Here is an 18,962-nt window from a genome sequence, read left to right on the forward strand (position 1 = left end):
NNTCCATCGCTTTTTTGTATCGTATAAATGCCTTATTATTTAAACGCTGCGGCTATTTTCTGCAAAGCCACAGGATTGCTAATCGTGGTATTGACTTCCTGCAATTTTATAGGATCCTGATCGCCTGTACCCGTAGCCAGGGGTAACTGTGCCGGAATCTTAGGTTCCGATCCAAAAATCGTTTCATAAAGCAAGACCGTGCCCAAAAAGCCCGCATCATTCAGCATATGCAGGGTATTGGTGCCAAAGCGCAACTGATCTTTGCCCTCCTTATCATATACATAACCTTCCTTACCCGCATAGGCCGCTGCAACAGCAGTGCCGAGAGGCAGTATCCCCGCATTGGGTAAGGTTTTGGCTACCGCCACTGCATTATTGGTCAGGTCTTTTTGGTATTTGTCAAACTCCTTTGGGTCTTCTTTAAAAGGCAGTGGCGACATCAGTTCGTAGACATATACGGCCGCATCCGGGCTGTTTTTGGCGGCCATAGCCATCAGCGTTTTACTGCTAGCTTTATACTTATCTAATTCCTGCAAGGCTACCGGCGTTTTCTCCTGCAAAATGATATAGTCATAATAATTACCGTCCTTATCATTAAGCGCAAAATCTTTTTCCGCAGTGGATTTCTGGGCTTTGAGGATTTCTTCAATAGAAGCACCCATTTCCACCAGTTTGTCGATCTGTAGGTTTTGATTATTCTCTTTGCATAAAGCGGCTAAAATATCTGGCATACTCACATAAAACTCTGTATGGCTGTTGCCCACAAAAAGAATTCTTTTTATGCCTTCCGCAACCGGGGCTTTGGGCTTGGCCAGACCAGCCGTGGCAGCAGCCGTTTTATTATCCGTACTGTTTTCTGTTTTAGGATCAGTACAGGCAGTCAATAATAGGGTAATGGCCGTAGCTGACAGGAATATTTTTTTCATTGATTTATTGTTTTGTATTGTTCAAAAATACAAAATTCAGTGCAGATCCGTTTTGTAAAATCATAGCAATCAACAGGATCTTTAACGATAAATAAATTTTGTGAGAATCGGAAAAGGTGTATTTTTAGTTACAGAAACGTATATAATATTTTATGGATACCACGACACAATGGTTGGCGGAAATAGACCGGTTACATCAGATCATTGCTAAGGTCGGACTGTCTGAAGCCATTAAATGGGGAAGCACGATATACACGTATCAGGAACGTAATGTAGTGGCCTGCGGTGGATTTAAGCACTTTTTCTCTTTGTGGTTTTACGATGGGGTATTTCTCAGTGATCCCTATAAAGTACTGGTCAATGCGGGTGAAGGCAAAACCAAAGCCCTGAGACAATGGCGCTTTAGCAGTATGGAAGAGATCGAGGAGCAGAAGATACTGTTGTATATCAAAGAAGCCATGCGTAATGTTGAAGAAGGCCGGATTTGGGTTCCTCAAAAATCTGAGGCAGTAAGCCTTCCGGAACAACTGCAAGAAGCGCTACAGCAAGATGCCCTTTTTCTTGCGGCTTTTGAGGCCCTGACGCCTTACAAGCAGAAAGAATATGCGGAATATATCACAACAGCTAAAAGAGCAGAAACAAAGTTAAGCCGTATAGAAAAGATGAAACCCTTGGTATCACAGGGTGTAGGCTTGCATGATAAATATAAAAATAATTAGACGATGGCAAAACCAAATAAGACGGTAACCACCGATGCGAGTGTTTCCGATTTCATAGATGCAATACCTGATGCGCAGAAAAGGGAAGATAGTTATGCCCTGATTGCATTAATGGAGGCATATAGTGGTCATAAAGCAAAAATGTGGGGCAGTAGTATTATTGGTTTTGGCCATTACCATTATCAATATGCCAGCGGCCATGAAGGTGATGCGGCACTTTTGGGATTTTCACCCCGGAAAGCAGCAATATCTCTATACATTTCCTGCGATATGGAACAACATAAACCCTTACTCGAACAATTAGGCAAATATAAAATGGCGAAAGCCTGTATCTATATTAAGAAACTGTCTGATATTGACGAAAGCGTTTTAAGGCAATTATGCCAGGATAATATCGCTTATCTCAAAAAAACATACCAGGTATCCTAAGCTTGAGCAGCATTTATGAAACAATATACAACAAATTACAGCAATACTTTTATAGAAGTCGCCGAGGACTGTCCTGCAATACAGGGCGAGGTGCCGCCACAAAAAGGAGATAAGCTTTCTGTGGCAAACATACAGTACGAAATGATACAGGCACATCCGTACCATTATACTTCCGATGAAGTAATCTTTCAATGTCATGCGGTTAAAAATGATCTTGCGGACAGCGAGCGGACTGCCGCCTTTGCCCAATATTTTTCCAGAGGCCAGGCCTGTTTAAGGACTTCTCCTTTAGCGAAGCGCTATGGTTTTGGTATACACCACGATGCAGCGGGTAAGGTTGCCTTGTATGGCAGGGAAACGGAGACCTACCATCAGTTTTGTGCCGATGAACAAGTCAAAAAAGTAAAAGCCATGCGCGCTAAAAGAGCTTAAATCTATATTTTATAATACATTAAAGAAAAGAAGCTATGGAAAATCCGATTAAAGTACAAACCAGTATTCATGCACCGGTAGACACGGTCTGGGATGCTTTTAACGACCCGGAAGCCGTCAAGCATTGGAATAGCGCGGCGCCAGATTGGCATTGCCCTAAAGCATCAAACGACTTGAGCCTGGGTGGCCGGTTTAATTATACTATGGCGGCCAGAGACGGGAGTATGGAATTTGATTTTACAGGTACTTATACCGATATTGAGGAGCACAAACGCATTGGGTACACCCTTGGTGATGGACGTAAAGTGCGCCTGCAATTTGAGCAGGAAGGCGACCATACCCTGGTGACCGAGCTTTTCGAAGCCGAACAGCAAAACCCGCGTGAGCTGCAGGAAGGCGGATGGCAGGCAATATTGGATAATTTTAAAAAACACGTAGAAGCAAAATAATAAGCACATGGTAAAAGCAAGCTATCCTTGTTTGTGGTTCGATGGGAATGCACAGCAAGCCGCGGAGTTCTATTGCTCCGTTTTCGAGAATTCCAGCATTACTGCAACCAATCCTTTTGTCGTAAAGTTCCTCTTGAATGGTGTCGAGATGATGGGTTTGAATGGCGGTCCGCAGCATACCTTTTCTGAAGCCGTTTCGTTTGTGATCGAATGTGATACACAGGCCGAAATAGATCATTACTGGGAAAAGCTGAGTGCCGGTGGCCGGGAAAAAATGTGTGGCTGGCTGGAAGATCAGTTTGGTCTGAGCTGGCAGGTTGTACCTAAAGTACTGGGCGAATTAATGAGCAATCCGGATAATGCCCAGAAAGTATTTGCCGTATTTCAGCAAATGAAAAAATTTGAAATCGCACCTTTGCTCGAAGCTGTAAAATAAAAACACTTAACCTTTAAAAAATAATATTATGGCAGGTTTTAATCCCGTACATTGGTTCGAGATCTATGTTGATGACATGGACCGGGCGAGAAAATTCTACGAAACTGTATTAGCGCAACCCATGACGGAGATGAAAACGCCCGAAGGTATGCCAATGCAAATGCTGGGCTTTCCCTCCGTATTAGAAGGCGAGGGTACTTCCGGGGCCTTAGTGAAAATGGAAGGCGTAAAATCAGGTGGCAGCGCTACTTTGGTGTACTTCAGCTGTGAAGACTGTGCTTTGGAGCAAAGCCGTGTGGTCGCTGCCGGTGGTACAATAATGCAAGCCAAATTCTCTATCGGCGAGTATGGTTTTTGTGCGGTTTGCTGCGATACCGAAGGCAACTGTTTCGGCTTGTTTTCGATGAGTTGATCAAGCGTGTAAAATTCATTTCATTAAAAAGGCTATCCCCTCACCGTGGATAGCCTTTGTTAGTATATATTTGTATGCATAATCTTATTCTTATGGAGCAAACTTTTGTCAGTGATATTTCTGCAACCTCCTTTCCCTTATCAGAGCGGGTGGGAGCCCATGCCATCAGTGTGGGGCTCTTCAATGAAATCGTAAAAGACCATCCGAAGTTTAACCATAATTCTGTACTCTCTTTAGAAGAATTGAATACTTACAGAATGAAATATATAGCTACCTATTTCTCTAAAGAAGAAGATGTACTGTCGGAAATGGAGCAAAAAGTAATGGATACCCTGGGCGACGATACCACCATTACCAATAAAATAGATGATGAAGAGAACGAAACCGTAATGACTTATGGCCAGCGTGTGGCCGATAAGGTTGCTTCCTTTGGCGGTAGCTGGACGTTTATTATTTCGTTTGGCATTTTTATCCTGATCTGGATTCTTTTAAATATTTATTTACTCAGCAACAAAGGATTTGATCCCTATCCGTTTATCCTGCTCAACCTGATCCTGTCTTGTATTGCCTCTTTACAGGCACCCGTCATTATGATGAGCCAGAACCGGCAGGAAGAGAAAGACCGGGCAAGGGCAAAGAAAGATTACATGATCAACCTGAAAGCAGAAATAGAATTAAGAGCTTTGCATGAAAAAATAGACCATCTTATTATTCATCAGCAACAGGAGCTGCTGGAAATACAAAGAGTGCAGATCGAGATGATGAATGATATTTTAGAAAAAATAGGCCCTAAATCCGCTACAGAAGCTTAATTTAATCGAATCGATTCTTTATTTTTGACAAAATATTAAAACGGATGTACGTCTACGATAGCAAAACCTGGTTTGACTTTAAATTTTTATTGTCGAAGGCAGATACCCTCAGAAAAATGTTGCCGATATTAATCATGACCTTTATTTACTGTGGAGTGATAGCTTATCTGGAAATAGAAGTACTGGAACTGTCAAAAAACAGTTGGGTCAAAAATATAAACCTACTACATTCTACCTTAGGCTTTGTTATCTCTTTATTGGTCGTTTTTCGTACCAACACCGCTTATGACAGATGGTGGGAAGGCCGGAAACTATGGGGATCGCTTGTGAACAACAGCCGTAACCTTGCCATCAAACTATCAGCAGTACTCGAATCTGAGGATAAAGAATACCGGAATTTTTTCAAGAAATATATTCCCATGTATGCAGAGTCTTTAAGGCTACATTTACAATCGGAAAGTACGCGGTTGAGCCTGGATATGAAAGAGCATCCGGAACTGCATGTATTGGAAAAAGACAAACATATTCCTAACCAGGTGGCAAAACTGCTGTACCTGAAATTACAGCAGATGTTTAAAGAGAAAATATTGACAGAGGCCCATTTCATCACCCTGAACAATGAAATATCTTCCTTTACCGACATTTGTGGCGGTTGTGAGCGTATAAAGAATACACCCATACCTTATTCCTATAATTCTTTTATCAAAAGATTTATAGCCGTCTATATCATTACACTTCCTATCGGTTATGTATTTCAACTGGGCTATTATGTAGCACCTCTTGTTACGTTTATCGCTTATGTTTTGGGTAGTCTGGAGCTGATCGCAGAAGAGATAGAAGACCCGTTTGGCGGCGATCCCAACGACCTGCCTTTGCAAAAAATCAGCAATAATATTCATAAGCACATCAACGAGATACTTTAATCTTAATTATATTTTAGGCCAAACAAAAAGGGCTGCTTCTTCCGGAGCAGCCCTTTTTGTTTGGCGAGCCCCGATTTTCGCTATTTAAAGCATGGGAACATAAGGGTTTTAACGGCAAAAAATGGGTGATTTTCCTAATGTTTTTCCTGTCATTTTGATTCACCTTTGACTTATAATTAATCATAAAATATATTTAAAAAACACTGTTCCCTATTTTTAAACATAGTAATTAATGTTTAATGTATATAAATGGTGTCACTATTTTTCACTTTAAAATCAGTTGTTATGAAGTCAACACTATTAATTATTGTGCTCGGTACAATAGGTTATTGTAGCCAGGCACAGAGTATCAGTCCTTCTACGCTTAATGCGACAGGAGGCAGCGCAGCGATCTCGGGCAATACCTACGAATGGTCGATCGGCGAGATGACGCTTGTACACACCGCCACTGCCGGTTCGATTACCGTTACACAGGGCTTACTCCAGCCACGCCCCGCTCAGGTAGGTATCAATGATGTGCAACTAACGTATGACCAACTAAGCGTTTACCCTAACCCTACAGACAATTTTGTATACCTGGAAACAAACCTGAATGCGGCTATAGCAGTACAGTACGGCTTATACGATGTATTGGGCAAGTCTCTAATGAACAAAGAATATAAAGTGGCTTCTGGCAAAGACCGTATGAAAATAGACCTGAGCCCTTTTGCAGCGGGCAACTATTTTCTGAAAGTTACTGTACAACAGCAAGGCCGTTCTTACCAGAACAGTTTTGAGATTAAAAAAATTAAATAAAACAACACCTAATCAATTTTTAATAATATCATAAATCAATTTATATGAAAAAGTTATTACTCCTTTCGTTTTGCTTCATAGCATTTATCAATAGCATTTGGGCACAGGTGCCTGGTGCATTCAATTATCAGGGTGTAGCCCGCAACGGCTCCGGAGCTGCTTTGGCCAACCAGGCGATCGGCTTGAGGATTAGTGTACTGAACACGACCAATACGGTACTATATGCAGAAACACATGCGGCCACAACCAATACTTATGGCCTGTACAATGTGCTTATCGGTAGTGGTACTGTTGTAACCGGTAGTTTTTCCAGTGTTGATTGGCTGGACGGCGAGCGTTTTGTAAAAGTAGAAATAGATCCTGCCGGTGGTACGGCTTATGTAGCCGCAGGTACCCCTACAAAATTAGTAAGCGTACCTTATGCCATGGCGGCCAATTCAGTGCAGGCCACTTCTGGCGGAGGTAAAGGTATGGTCGGTAGTGCCACGTCCAGCTTATGGTGGGGTTTTTATGAAGGAGGTGTCTACAGAGGTTACTTAGGTAGCTACTCCGGAAAAAATGAAGATGTAGATTTCGGTACAGGTGGTGGTAACACTTTAGGTAGTGTACACTTAACCATTGGCGCCAGCCCTAAATTTACCGTAGATTCTATTGGTAATGTCGGTGTGGGTACGCGTTTCCCAAGATATCGTTTACAAGTAGATGGTATTACCGGAACCTTTAATGATAATGGTATCCGTATTCAAAATACAACAGCCAATACGGGCTGGAGTTTCTACGCTTCCTCTTCGGGAGAAATGATTATCGGTAAAACGTCCAACTTAGGTACGTTTAATGCAACAACAGGTGCCTATACTTCTCTTTCTGATGCCCGTTTAAAAACCAATATCCAAAGCATAGGATCAGTATTGCCTAAACTGAAAACGCTTGATGCAAAACGTTATGAGTTTAAATACAACAACCCAGAACATATTCAATCTATAGGTTTCCTGGCACAAGACGTACAGGCAGTATTCCCCGAATTGGTAACGGCAAATAAAAATAATGAAGGTAATCCGATCGTGGAAAACCAATTAAGCATGGACTATTCCGGTTTGAGTGTTCTGGCCATAAAAGCCATTCAGGAACAACAGGTACTAATTGAAGAATTAAGAAAAGAAATAGAAGTCCTGAAAACAAAAATCAAATAAACATGTCATAAGGTTTCTGTTGAAACACCTATCGGCAGAAACCTTATACTATGCTCAAAAAAATATACAATACTCAAAATATTATTGGTATGAAAAAGTTTTTACTCAATGCGGCGTTGGCATTTACAATGATCAACATGAGCTATGCTCAGGCGCCTAAATTATTTAATTATCAGGGTGTGGCCAGAAACACCAGCGGTGTGGCTTTAGCCAATCAATCTTTGGGATTGAAAATAAGTATCCTGGAGGGTTCTGCTTCCGGTACGGTAGTATATGCCGAAACACAGCAGGCCACCACCAATGCCTTTGGATTGTACAACCTGTCTATTGGTAATGGTACGGCAGTTACGGGCACGATGGCTGGGGTCGACTGGGCTACAGGAGATAAATATATCAAAGTAGAGATCGATCCTTCTGGTGGTACAACATATACCAGCCTGGGTGCGACACAATTATTAAGCGTCCCTTTTGCCTTGTATGCTGCTAGCGGCACGCCCGGTCCTCAAGGGATAACAGGCCCTGCCGGTCCGCAGGGTGCCACAGGCCCGCAAGGTCCTGCCGGATTATCGGGTGCAACCGGTGCGCAAGGGCCACAAGGTCCGGGAGGAGCTACCGGCGCCACTGGTCTACAGGGACCCGCAGGTAGTGCCAACGTCAGCGGAGCGACCAATACCCTGATGAAATTTACCGGTGCCACCACGGGCGGCAATTCTCAATTGACCGACGACGGAACCTCTGTGGGACTTAATGTGGGTACCTTAAGCCCCAACGTTAAATTGCAGGTAAACGCAACCGGTATCAGCAACACGATGAGAGGCTTGTTAGGCACTGCTCCGGCAACCAGTATTGCCACCTCCGGATCTATATATGGCGAATCGGCAACCGGTATCGGCGTGATCGGGGTGAGTGGTACGCAAAATGGGGTATATGGCCTTTCTACAGGAACACTGGGTGGTACTGTAGGGGTAGCCACCGGTACCGGTAATGGTATTTGGGGCGTAGCTACCGGCGCCGGTATTGCGGGCTTCTTTGACGGAGGCGTCACGGGTCGCGGCATCATCGTCTCTACGGGTGCTTCCGGATTTGGAACCACCACGCCCACCAGCAGACTGACCGTAATGCAACCGGCTACACCAGTACCAGCCATAGATACTTTTCCTGCCATCACCGGTTATTCCTACACGGCTCAGGGTTGTCTGAAAGGAGGTGTATATGGTAATTACAACGGAAGTAACTATGGTACCGGGATACAAGGTATCGGATACAATGGTGTCAATAACCAGGATGTGAATAGTATTTTTACTACCGGTAATCAGGACATCGGTGTATACGGATCGGCCAATACAGCAGGGGTGGAAGGAGCTTCTGTAAATGGTATTGGTGTGGTAGGATATAACAAGAACGCTTCTTTTGCCGCAACAACCGGTGGAGGTAATGCTTACGGAGTATATGGTTATGCCAATACAATCGGGGGAGCGACTGCACCAACTACCCGTTATGGTGTATATGGCTATGCAGTAGGCGCTACAACCAATTATGCCGGTTATTTTTCCGGAAATGTGCAGGTCACCGGATCTATTTCAAAAGGTAGTGGTACGTTTAAAATAGACCACCCTGTAGATCCGGAAAATAAATACTTATACCACAGTTTTGTAGAAAGCCCTGATATGATGAATATTTACAATGGCAACATCACCACAGATGCCAATGGGTATGCAACGGTAAAATTGCCCGCATATTTTCAAGCGTTGAATAAAGAGTTTCGGTATCAATTAACGGTAATCGGTGCTTTTGCGCAGGCCATCGTTTCGGAAGAAGTAAACGCAGATAAATTTGTGATCCAAACCAATCAGCCTAATATTAAAGTAAGCTGGCAGGTAACCGGTATCCGCCATGATAAATATGCAGAGGCACATCGTGTAGTTGCAGAGGTTGAAAAAGAACCCGAATTTAAAGGTAAATACCTGCATGCTGCAGAATGGGGCAAACCGGCAGATAAAAGTATAGATGCCGTAACCCGTCCTAAAGAAACGTTGAATAGCGATAAAACAGCAATACCTGCGACCAAAACGGGCCAGCAAACAGAAAGCAAAGCACGTGCGAACACAACAGGTGGTGCGGAATTGAAAACAAAATAAGTACAGTTCATAAACAAAATCTTACCTTAAACAGAAGCGCCCCGTTTTTCGGGGCGCTTCTGTTTAAATATTTAAGCATTTGCTGAATGCGCTCGCTTCTTTCTAAGGAGGAAGAATGTTTCAATACACAAACTGATCAGGGCCAGAATGAGGCACCATTTCCAGAGGGGCATTGATGACTCAGAGGATACCTGTATCGAAGTTGCAGCATCTTGCCAATTTACAGAAGCAGGTTTTAAGGCTGCTTCAATAGTTGCCTTCTCTGCCGGTTCTAACTGAGATTCCAGGATATCATTATTAACCGCAATTAAAGTGCTGTCGTTAAGGTCATTTCCTTTGATTGTATAAAAGCCTGTTTGGCTAATCGATTTACCTACATAGATATTTGTCCCGTTTCCAAAAGGTGTTTGCGGCGGCACGGATTCCTGCCCCTTACCCCATATTTTAAAAACACTTCTGTTGGCCGTACTGAGTGGTACAAATACCGGTTGTTTACTGTTTGCCGTAATCGCATAAATAGACTGGGCGCCACTTTGCGCGCACATTCTGTACAGAATAGGCATAAACAGGTTGCTTAAGACAAAATTGCCCGATTGTTCATCTAAAGCGCTGGCCGAAAGGTATAATTTACCTTGGCCGATTGCGTATTGTGCCAGCAAAGGTTTCCCGTTTTTCATCGTCAGTATACTTTGCTGACCGGCGTTCAAGCCCGCAGTAATAGGGTAGTATTTTAGTACAGTCGGTAGTTGTACATTGGTGGGTACAGAGGCAATAACGTCTTTGAGTAAGGCATGTTCGGATTGTACACTACCTACCTGTTGCCGGCTGGTATCTTCCGCAGCAAAACTGATAGGAGCGAGTGCAGCCAATTGCTGGTTAAAAGCTGCGATATCCCGTATGTTTTTAGGGATGATGAAGAAGCTCAGTCCATTTGTCAATCCCGATTTAATAGATTGTACCAGGGCGGGAGATAGGGTAGCTATATTTTGTAAAATAATCAAATTATAACGGCTCCAGTCTTTGTCGTTTATAGCCGCGATGCCCTGTTGTTGTGTGATAAAGCCATTGGCCGGGCTTAATGCTGCAGTTATATATGGGCTGGGAGCGGCTTCTGTAAGGTTCAGCACCGATAAGGTGGCATTGGTTTTTGCCGTCATCCTAAAGGTATCATCGTAATTGATGTGTTCATCTTTCAGTACAATAGCGATTTGATGCCAACCCGGTGTATTAATGACCAAAGGAATGGTATCGAGCCGGGTAGAATCTGTAGTGAAGGAAATTGTTTTTGCGGCCCTTACCTGGTTATTGACCAATACCTGCACCGCAACTGTACTTTGTTCTTGCTTGCCCGATCTGCCTATTTTTACGACTAAGGGATTTTCCTGTCGGGTATCAATCGTCGGGTTTACAAAGTAAGCTGTATCAAAATAAAGGTTGGCAATATCTTTATGTGTATTCGTGATGAAATGAAAATTAAATTCCTTGGCCGGCTTATCTACTGCCTGACTCAGCAAGGTGCTTTTTTGTATATCAGAAAAGATATATACATCTGCAGAGGGCACATTATTATTTTGTGTGGCATTACTAACTGCCGTGACGATTTGTTGTAAACTAACCGTTTTTGCACTAATGGCTATGGCTTCAATTTGTTTCAGCGCTTCACTCTTTGTGACCGGGCGGGAAGCATACATATTGTCATTGGTCAGCAAGATATATTCCTGTGCGGGACCTTGCTGTTCTATCGTTTTTCGGGCATCTGAAATTGCCTTTTGTAACAGATTAAGCTGGCTGTTGCGGCTGGCGGCCATACTTTGGGAATTGTCTACATAAAAGACCTGAATGCCACTTTTCTGCGCAGTAGCACCCTTCCAGAAGGGTTGTGCAAAGGCGAGCACCATTGCCAATACAAATAAGATACGGCTTAAAAGTAGCCACCAGTTTTGAATTGTAGCGCTTTTTTTAGAAGTTACTTTGATGGATTCTAGTAAACGGGTGTCAGAGAAATGTACAGTTTTGTATTTCCTGAAATTGAATAAATGTATAATGATGGGTATGGCAATGGCCAAACCGGAAAGTAAAAATAAGGGGAATAAAAAGTTCATGTTACAAGTTCAAATTAGATCGTGGGCTGCTTTTCTTTACGGACAAACAGGTAATAAACGGGTAGGCCGATCAAAACGACAATAATACCAAACACACAGGTCTCCCATTTGGCAATCAACAAACCTATAGCCATAGCACCCGCCAGTATAAAGTAGATGATCGGAATAAGCGGATAACCAAACGCTTTATACGGACGTTCCGCATCGGGTCTTGATTTGCGGAGCCTGAAAATACCATAAATCGTAATGATATAGAAGATAAGGGTTACAAAGACCACATAATCCAGGAGCAGGCCATATTTTCCGCTCAGGCAAAGGATACTGGTCCACACACATTGTGCCCATAAGGCCCATCCCGGCACGGCATTTTTATTTAACTGCGCTGCTTTTTTAAAAAATAAATTATCCAGGGCCATCGTATAGAACACGCGTGCGCCCGTCATGATCAGGCCATTATTACAGCCAAAAGTGGAGATCATGATCATGACGGCAATCACTAAAGCGCCGATATTGCCAAAGATGCTGAACGAAGCTGCTGTGGCTACGCGGTCTTGCGGGGCAAAGGCAATACTGGGGCTCAACTGAGTCGCTTGATACAGGTCTCCCGTGGTAGCAGGGGTCAGCGGCAATACCGCCACATACATCAGGTTGATGGTAATATAAATAATGGTTACCAACAGGGTGCCTAAAAACAAACTGAGACCGACATTGCGCTGTGGATTTTTTATTTCCCCTGCAATAAACGTTACATTTTCCCAGGCTACACTGCTGAATACAGATCCGACCATGGCAGAAGCGACCAAGCCCAGGCCTGCCGTCAGGGTAATGGAAGAATTAAATAAATGCCAGCCATTATCGGCATTGCCGTTTATCGGCGTTGTATGGCTTAATTGAAAGCCTGTTGCCCAGTTCGCATTCCAGATATCTGCTTTTGCGGCCAGCAGAAAGCCAAAAATAATTAAGCCAAATAAAGACAATAATTTAGCATTCGTAAAAACCCTTTGAATAAGTTTTCCTTCTTTTACCCCTCTCGAATTGACCCAGGTCAGAAAAATAATGAGGGCAATAGAGACCAGCTGTGCAGGATATAGTTTAAAAGAATCACCTATAGAAAAGAGAATATTAGCATCTTTCATCTCCAGTGCAGGAATAAAGTAACCGGCAAACTTACTAAAGGCAACACCTACTGCAGCAATGGTTCCCGTTTGAATAACCGTGAAAAAACTCCAGCCATACAGGAATCCGGTGAGTGGATTATAAGCCTCTTTCAAAAAGACATATTGCCCGCCTGCTTTGGGAAACATCGAAGATAGTTCCCCATAAGAAATAGCCGCAAAGACCGTCATGATACCGGTGATGAGCCAAATAAGCATTAGCCAGCCCGCACTGCCCACATTTCGTACCATATCGGAACTGACAATAAAAATACCGGATCCGATCATCGATCCGGCAACGATCAGGATACCATCGGTAAGACTTAAACTGCGTTTGAGTGCTGTTGGGCTTTGCTCCATAGTGTATTTGTGCTTATAGGTACCAAAGTATTAAAAATAAAACAATTGCTTGTATAATCCATTATTTTTTTGTGCCTGCCCGGTGTTATACTACCATAAGGCTACAGCCCCTTAAGGCCGCGAAATCCCTTCTGCCTAATACTTCAAAGGTATCATTATAGTGTATTTTACCCACGTCTTCGGTGGCGATAAAGGCACAGGAATCAATATTGGCCAAATCGATCACATTAAGACAACCACTACCATAAGCAAAGGTGTGTAAGGGATCACTTTCATCCCGCAATAATACCTGCATGGTTTTGTCGCAAGCAAAAAAACCATCTTTAACTGCATAGGCCTGCGAGAGTAATTCGCTCATGCCATATTCAGAATGAACGACGGGCAATTGCCATTGTTGTTTTAAATAATCGTGCACTTCCATTCTGGTCCACTCTTCTTTTCTTCCTTTCATGCCACCCGTTTCCATCACGATTACATTGTCCAAAGACATAGGATAGGCTTCTGCAAAGTCCAGCAATGCAAAAGTGACCCCGATCAGTAGTATCTTTTTTTGTTTGTTTGCAGACAAGACCTGGGCTAGTTTTTCAAATTCGTCGAGATAGAAACCACTCTCGGGCCGGCCACTTAAGCGGATAAGGTCATTGACCATATACACCAGAGAGGAATGCTTTCGCTCCAGATAAGAAGGCAGCAGGCCAATAATAATATAGTCTTCTACCGCACCATAAAAATGATGAAAAGCAGACCGGTAAGCATATTCATAATATTCAGGATGGGCAATATGATGCCTGCTGGGAATCATACCCGTAGTGCCGCTGCTTTCAAAAGTCAAAGCCGTTTCGAAAAAACCTGTTTTGACTTCATGGCTTTTAAAAAAGGAAATGGGCAGAAAGGGAATGTCCGTAAGTGTGCTTACAGCAGCCACATCAATGTGTAGGGCATTACAATAATCCTTATACAGGTTATTGGACTGATATTGGAATGAAAATAACTCCAATGCTTTTTGAGGGAAATTGTCTTTATTTGCATCCCTTAACCAGCTCAAATCCGGAAGAGCATTTGTCGACATGGTATTATTTATGTATATTTGAATGCAATAATAATACATTTAGACTTAGAAAATATAAACAATCCTATGTCATCACCATATAGAAAAATAGCTGCTGCTTTAGTTTTTATTTCTTTAGGTTTTGCTTCTTGTGATAAGAGCAAAGATCCTACCTATTCTGTCATTCCAGAATTGACGTATAAAAGCGTTAATACAACCAGTGTCAGTTATAAAGATACCGGCCGGTGGGAGATGTATTATGATTTTGTAGATGGCGATGGCAACATTGGTACCGATTATACAGATTCGGCTCTGGTGGTTAATATCAAGAATGTAACCACAGGCGTATCGTATAAATATCCTTTTCCTTATGTACCGCCTGCATCGAGATATGGAAAGAAGTACCTGAAAGGGGCTGGTTCTATTTCCTTAGCTAAAAATGTATTCTTTTTACCGCGCATTGATACAATACATGTAGAAAGAGATACCTTCAAATTTGAAGTTTTCGTAACGGATAATGCGGGTAATCAAAGTAATACCATCAGCTCTCCTGATATATTTGTACATCCTTAATTAATTCTTTCTTAGTAATTATCCTGGTAAGCTCTTCGCCGCACCAGCTTCAAGTCTTGTAAAACCGAAGATTTTACATTGATGGTGAAGTTGTAGTTCTTGTAGATTCCGAACGGTGCGATATTCAACATCATCTGCCAGCAATGTAAGTCGCGGGTGATGTTGATCGAAGTATACCCAATCGATTTGCTCACAAAGTCGTAACCCGAAGTTACATTCAACATCATTTTAGAGGTAAATCTTATGCCTCCGCTAAACGTCAGGTTGGGACTGAAGATATTCGTGTCTTTACTCGAAGCGAGGTTTCTTTTTGAATAACTTAAAGAAGAGGTTATATTAATATTCCATGGAATATTGAAATCATAATAATCATTGATGCCATTGTTGCGCAACAATAACTGTGCTTCCGCATTATTCTTTCTTTCTTTTTCTACATTTTCATCTTTATGTTTCTCTCCTCCCTGATAGTTAAAGCCCAAACCCACATTAAAGGTTCTTAATTGTAATAAAGGCCCTCCGTCATTGATCAGGTATGTTTTGGAACGATACCCGTTTTTGAAACGATAAGTGTCAAACTGGCCACTCATCGTAATATCCAGATGCTTGGCAATATTGGTGCGCGCATTCAGGTTAATAGGGGTAAGGTTATTCGAATCGGCAAAGAAATTATAGTTGGCACTCAATCCTAAACCATCAATGAGCGATATCGTTTTAGTACCTACAGAATCCTTGGTTCTTACCTTCATTTGTAAGGTATTATTGATAGATATCCCTGCAGAACCCAGGGGCATTGCATTGTTGGGATAACCGATATTACCCGGAGACAGCACATAGGGTGATTGCGGATTCGGAGGTCCGTATTCGCCCTGATAATAATATAGATAATTATAAGGGCTGTTGGCAAAACCGGGTGTATAGTTAAAGTTCAAGGCCGGGGTTAACACATGACGGATACCCATCACCTTTCCTTTTTTAAACATCTTCACCCCATAGATACGGGTATTCAGACTTGAAGTAACCCCAAAATCCCGTGTGGCAAAAAAGCCCATGTTCATAGTGGTGTCATCTCTCCTTGTTGTTGGATTATAGGTGCGGAACAATTGCTTCGTATTCCAATACTCATTATAAGGAATGTTCACACTGAAATTCACAAAGCGAAATATATTGTAAGCCGCTCCGATGCTAATGGCATGTTTGATCCCGCTACTGAAATCGGAAAATTTGATTTTATTCAGGTTAAAGGTAGAATCGTTGAAGTCGTATTTGTTCTGTGCGGCAACCATATAGGTCGCCGAGATTTTTTCATACCATTTAGGATTCCCTATTTGGATCTTACGCTGAAAAGGTGTGATCTGTGCCACGTTAAAGGTAATGTCCGGTAAGGTTATCGATCCGGTTCCGGTATTACTGCTTTGGTTATGCCTTAAGGCAACCGATAAAGCATAAGGTTTCCCCGTCCAGCTTTTGGTATAGGCTACAGAAGTCAGGTACTGGTTGTTTAAGACCATTCCGGAATTCATACCATTTACCCTGTTGTAGCCGCCGGTACCAAACTCTACCTTGGCATTAAAGCTGGCACCCGGCATAGACTTGGGATCTACCTGATGCGTCCAGTCTACCCTGAAATCTTTTTGGCTGGTCGGTCCCACATCATAGGACTCTCCGAATTTGCTCAGGCTATAATTAAGGTTAAGGCTACCATTATATTTATACTTTTTAGCATAATTGGTTGAACCGTAAACACCAAAACTTCCTTTAGAGAAAATGTCGAACTGTACCGTGGCGCCTATATATTTATTAATGTCAAAATAATATCCGATGCGCTGCAAACCCAAACCCCTGTTTTCTTCCATTGTATACGTGGGTAATATAAAGCCCGATTTCTGCTGTGGATTGATCGGAAAGATGCCGAAGGGAAACATCAGAGGTGTTGGCAAATCGGCAATTTGTAGATTAGCCGGCCCGGTGGCAATCACTTTGTTGGGAATGGCCTTGATCTTTTTGGCATAGATGCCGTAATGCGGATGATCCAGGTTGCAGGTAGTATAAGTACTTTTATAGCCATAGATCGATTGATCCGGATTCCGCTTGATCTGTTGGCTGATCATAAATGCATCGCCATATTGCGTACGGGCATTCCGTACGATCGCACGCCTGCTCTTAAAATTGTACTTTAAAGAATCATATTGAAATTTTTCGGAACCCTGCGTAAATTCCTGCTCCGATATTTTACGTCCGCTGGTATCAAAAGTAGGGTAGGCGCGCACCACATTGTTTTTTTGCTCCAATTCTACAACACCCGATTTGAGCTCAATGTCCTTTTGGGTGATGACCGCATCCCCATACAGATAAAATATATTCTGCTCCATATCCATGATGGCGGAGTCTTTAGCGCTAGAAACGATCTCATCCTCAGGAGCATCCTTGGAGATTTTAATGCCGAGTTGCAGCTCTTTGTCGGCATTGCTTAAACTATCCTTTTTTAAAGAGGCCTGCGTCACAATAGTATCCGTTTCTGCTTCGTTTAATGTTTGGCTGAATGACGGAAAGGAACAACACAGGAATGCTATAAAAGCAACCAAGTGATAGCGATACCTTAGGGGTAATATGTTAACGAATTCTATATGCATGTAAAAGCCTCGCAAAAATACTATTTCTTTTACTCCAAAAATGTTTTAAATATTTTTAATTACCTTAACCTTCTATTATATTTGCAGTCTTATAAGAAGTGTATGGAATATAGGGCTTAAAACAATAAGGAGTATCAGTATTTCGTTAGATAACGTTATGGACAAAATGAAAAGTATAGCCGCGCTATTTTTAATATTTACCTTAGGGATCAGTAATTTTTTATTTGCACAAAAGATCGTTGCGAAGGTCGTGCTTGATGCCGGCCATGGTGGAAAAGATCCGGGAGCCATTGGTACTTTTTCAAAAGAAAAAGATATTGCCCTGGCCATTACTTTAAAAGTCAGGGATATCCTGAATCGTGAAGTGCCGCAATTGAAAACCATACTGACCCGGGACAACGATTTTTTTGTTGAATTAAAACAACGTCATGAAATTGCCAATAAGGCAAATGCTGATTTGTTTGTATCAATTCACGTCAATGCTACAGCGGGTACACGTACGCGGGTATCGGCGGGGACTAAAAAAGTAAAAAAAGGTAGGAAATATGTTCAGGTACCAGTATATAAAACAATCGTAAACAGGGCAACAAGTGTTGCAGGAACAGAAACGTATGTGCTGGGTTTGACCAGAAACTCTCAAAAAGAAAAAGCGATAGGAGAATATAGTGAAACCGTAGCTGATGAACCGGGCTTACTCGATGAAAGCGATCCTACAACCGCCATTATTATTGCACAGTACTCTCAGGCCTTTTTGGGTAGAAGTGTAACCCTGGGCAGTAAGGTACAGCAAAACTTTGCAAAGGCCGGCCGGGGCAACTTTGGCGTAAAGCAAAAATCACTGGAAGTTCTGGCGGGAAGCGTAATGCCGGGTGTGCTGATTGAAGTAGGTTTTATCAACAATACAGATGAAGAAGCCTACCTGAATTCTGCCGCAGGACAAATGGCTTTGGCACAATCAATTGCCGACGCGATTAAGGATTATAAACTGGAAGTAGAAAAAAAGAAATAATTTTTTTTATTAACAAAAATGCGCCTACTTTAGTGTCATAAATTAGTAAAAAAACATGAAGAAACTAGCTATTATTTTAGGAATGGGTATTGTGGTAACCATGATCAACTGTTCTCCGAAAAAAGCAAGCCAACCGAGTGCCGCGCCGCAAATGACTAAGGCAATAGCACAAGAACAATATACCATAGCGCAATTAGCTTCAGGACAAGCTCTATATGCTGCACATTGTGGCACCTGCCATAAATTATATAAGGTAGAAACATTTAATGATGCAAAATGGAACCAGATACTCAATAGAATGATTCCTAAAACTGATGTTTCTACAACAGACGGAACATTGATCCGCGCTTATGTGCTGGCCAATGCCGCGCAAAACTAAATATCAGATAATTCATTATCGTAAAAAAACCGGGGTAAATTGCTTA

At 42.3% G+C, this 18,962-nt stretch carries 19 protein-coding genes; 14 read left to right on the forward strand and 5 right to left on the reverse strand.

Annotated elements, in window-relative coordinates; genetic code table 11:
* Positions 1-35: 35 nt before the first annotated feature.
* Positions 36-926 (reverse strand): hypothetical protein, encoded by an 891-nt coding sequence (locus DBR32_RS08605; RefSeq protein ID WP_124635908.1) that lies wholly within the window; start codon positions 924-926, stop codon positions 36-38.
* A 152-nt stretch (positions 927-1,078) separates the two neighbouring features.
* Between DBR32_RS08605 and DBR32_RS08610 the strand changes: the two genes are divergently transcribed.
* The 11 genes from DBR32_RS08610 (at position 1,079) to DBR32_RS08660 (ending at position 9,661) form a co-directional block, all read left to right on the forward strand.
* Positions 1,079-1,645: a YdeI family protein gene (locus tag DBR32_RS08610; protein ID WP_124635909.1), complete on the forward strand. Its 567-nt coding sequence runs from the start codon at positions 1,079-1,081 to the stop codon at positions 1,643-1,645.
* 3 nt (positions 1,646-1,648) lie between these two features.
* Complete coding sequence (locus DBR32_RS08615) at positions 1,649-2,074, forward strand: DUF1801 domain-containing protein (RefSeq protein ID WP_124635910.1); 426 nt, start codon at positions 1,649-1,651, stop codon at positions 2,072-2,074.
* A gap of 15 nt (positions 2,075-2,089) precedes the next feature.
* Positions 2,090-2,506 carry a DUF6157 family protein gene (locus tag DBR32_RS08620; protein ID WP_124635911.1) on the forward strand — a complete coding sequence of 139 codons (417 nt, stop codon included), beginning with the start codon at positions 2,090-2,092 and terminating at the stop codon, positions 2,504-2,506.
* A gap of 35 nt (positions 2,507-2,541) precedes the next feature.
* Complete coding sequence (locus DBR32_RS08625; RefSeq protein WP_124635912.1) at positions 2,542-2,955, forward strand: SRPBCC family protein; 414 nt, start codon at positions 2,542-2,544, stop codon at positions 2,953-2,955.
* 7 nt (positions 2,956-2,962) lie between these two features.
* Complete coding sequence (locus tag DBR32_RS08630; protein WP_124635913.1) at positions 2,963-3,391, forward strand: VOC family protein; 429 nt, start codon at positions 2,963-2,965, stop codon at positions 3,389-3,391.
* Between the two features lie 28 nt (positions 3,392-3,419).
* Positions 3,420-3,803 (forward strand): VOC family protein, encoded by a 384-nt coding sequence (locus DBR32_RS08635; RefSeq protein WP_124635914.1) that lies wholly within the window; start codon positions 3,420-3,422, stop codon positions 3,801-3,803.
* A 92-nt stretch (positions 3,804-3,895) separates the two neighbouring features.
* Positions 3,896-4,615, forward strand: coding sequence for a DUF1003 domain-containing protein (locus DBR32_RS08640; protein WP_124635915.1), 720 nt, complete (start codon positions 3,896-3,898; stop codon positions 4,613-4,615).
* 44 nt (positions 4,616-4,659) lie between these two features.
* Positions 4,660-5,538, forward strand: a complete 879-nt coding sequence (locus DBR32_RS08645; protein WP_124635916.1) for a bestrophin family protein — start codon at positions 4,660-4,662, stop codon at positions 5,536-5,538.
* Between the two features lie 285 nt (positions 5,539-5,823).
* The gene (locus DBR32_RS08650; protein ID WP_158605945.1) at positions 5,824-6,333 is read left to right on the forward strand and encodes a T9SS type A sorting domain-containing protein; all 510 of its coding nucleotides are present in this window, start codon (positions 5,824-5,826) and stop codon (positions 6,331-6,333) included.
* 44 nt (positions 6,334-6,377) lie between these two features.
* Positions 6,378-7,523, forward strand: coding sequence for a tail fiber domain-containing protein (locus tag DBR32_RS08655; RefSeq protein ID WP_124635918.1), 1,146 nt, complete (start codon positions 6,378-6,380; stop codon positions 7,521-7,523).
* 89 nt (positions 7,524-7,612) lie between these two features.
* Positions 7,613-9,661 carry a collagen-like protein gene (locus DBR32_RS08660; RefSeq protein ID WP_124635919.1) on the forward strand — a complete coding sequence of 683 codons (2,049 nt, stop codon included), beginning with the start codon at positions 7,613-7,615 and terminating at the stop codon, positions 9,659-9,661.
* A gap of 71 nt (positions 9,662-9,732) precedes the next feature.
* Here DBR32_RS08660 and DBR32_RS08665 read toward each other — a convergent pair whose 3' ends face one another.
* The 3 genes from DBR32_RS08665 to DBR32_RS08675 all read right to left on the reverse strand — a co-directional run bounded on the left by DBR32_RS08665 (position 9,733) and on the right by DBR32_RS08675 (position 14,346).
* On the reverse strand, positions 9,733-11,763 hold the full coding sequence (locus DBR32_RS08665) for a BatA domain-containing protein (RefSeq protein WP_124635920.1): 2,031 nt from the start codon (positions 11,761-11,763) through the stop codon (positions 9,733-9,735).
* Positions 11,764-11,777: 14 nt separating this feature from the next.
* Positions 11,778-13,277 carry an APC family permease gene (locus tag DBR32_RS08670; RefSeq protein ID WP_124635921.1) on the reverse strand — a complete coding sequence of 500 codons (1,500 nt, stop codon included), beginning with the start codon at positions 13,275-13,277 and terminating at the stop codon, positions 11,778-11,780.
* Positions 13,278-13,362: 85 nt separating this feature from the next.
* A complete protein-coding gene (locus DBR32_RS08675) occupies positions 13,363-14,346 on the reverse strand; it encodes an acyl transferase (RefSeq protein WP_124635922.1) in 984 nt (327 codons plus the stop codon).
* 66 nt (positions 14,347-14,412) lie between these two features.
* Between DBR32_RS08675 and DBR32_RS08680 the strand changes: the two genes are divergently transcribed.
* A complete protein-coding gene (locus DBR32_RS08680) occupies positions 14,413-14,898 on the forward strand; it encodes a hypothetical protein (RefSeq protein ID WP_124635923.1) in 486 nt (161 codons plus the stop codon).
* Between the two features lie 11 nt (positions 14,899-14,909).
* Here DBR32_RS08680 and DBR32_RS08685 read toward each other — a convergent pair whose 3' ends face one another.
* Complete coding sequence (locus tag DBR32_RS08685; protein WP_124635924.1) at positions 14,910-17,528, reverse strand: putative LPS assembly protein LptD; 2,619 nt, start codon at positions 17,526-17,528, stop codon at positions 14,910-14,912.
* A 157-nt stretch (positions 17,529-17,685) separates the two neighbouring features.
* On the opposite strand from DBR32_RS08685, the gene DBR32_RS08690 reads away from it, so the two are divergent.
* Complete coding sequence (locus DBR32_RS08690; protein ID WP_124635925.1) at positions 17,686-18,537, forward strand: N-acetylmuramoyl-L-alanine amidase; 852 nt, start codon at positions 17,686-17,688, stop codon at positions 18,535-18,537.
* Between the two features lie 55 nt (positions 18,538-18,592).
* On the forward strand, positions 18,593-18,916 hold the full coding sequence (locus DBR32_RS08695) for a cytochrome c (protein WP_124635926.1): 324 nt from the start codon (positions 18,593-18,595) through the stop codon (positions 18,914-18,916).
* Positions 18,917-18,962 lie beyond the last annotated feature (46 nt).

This window comes from Taibaiella sp. KBW10, assembly GCF_003852495.1.
Classification (GTDB): Bacteria; Bacteroidota; Bacteroidia; order Chitinophagales; family Chitinophagaceae; genus Edaphocola.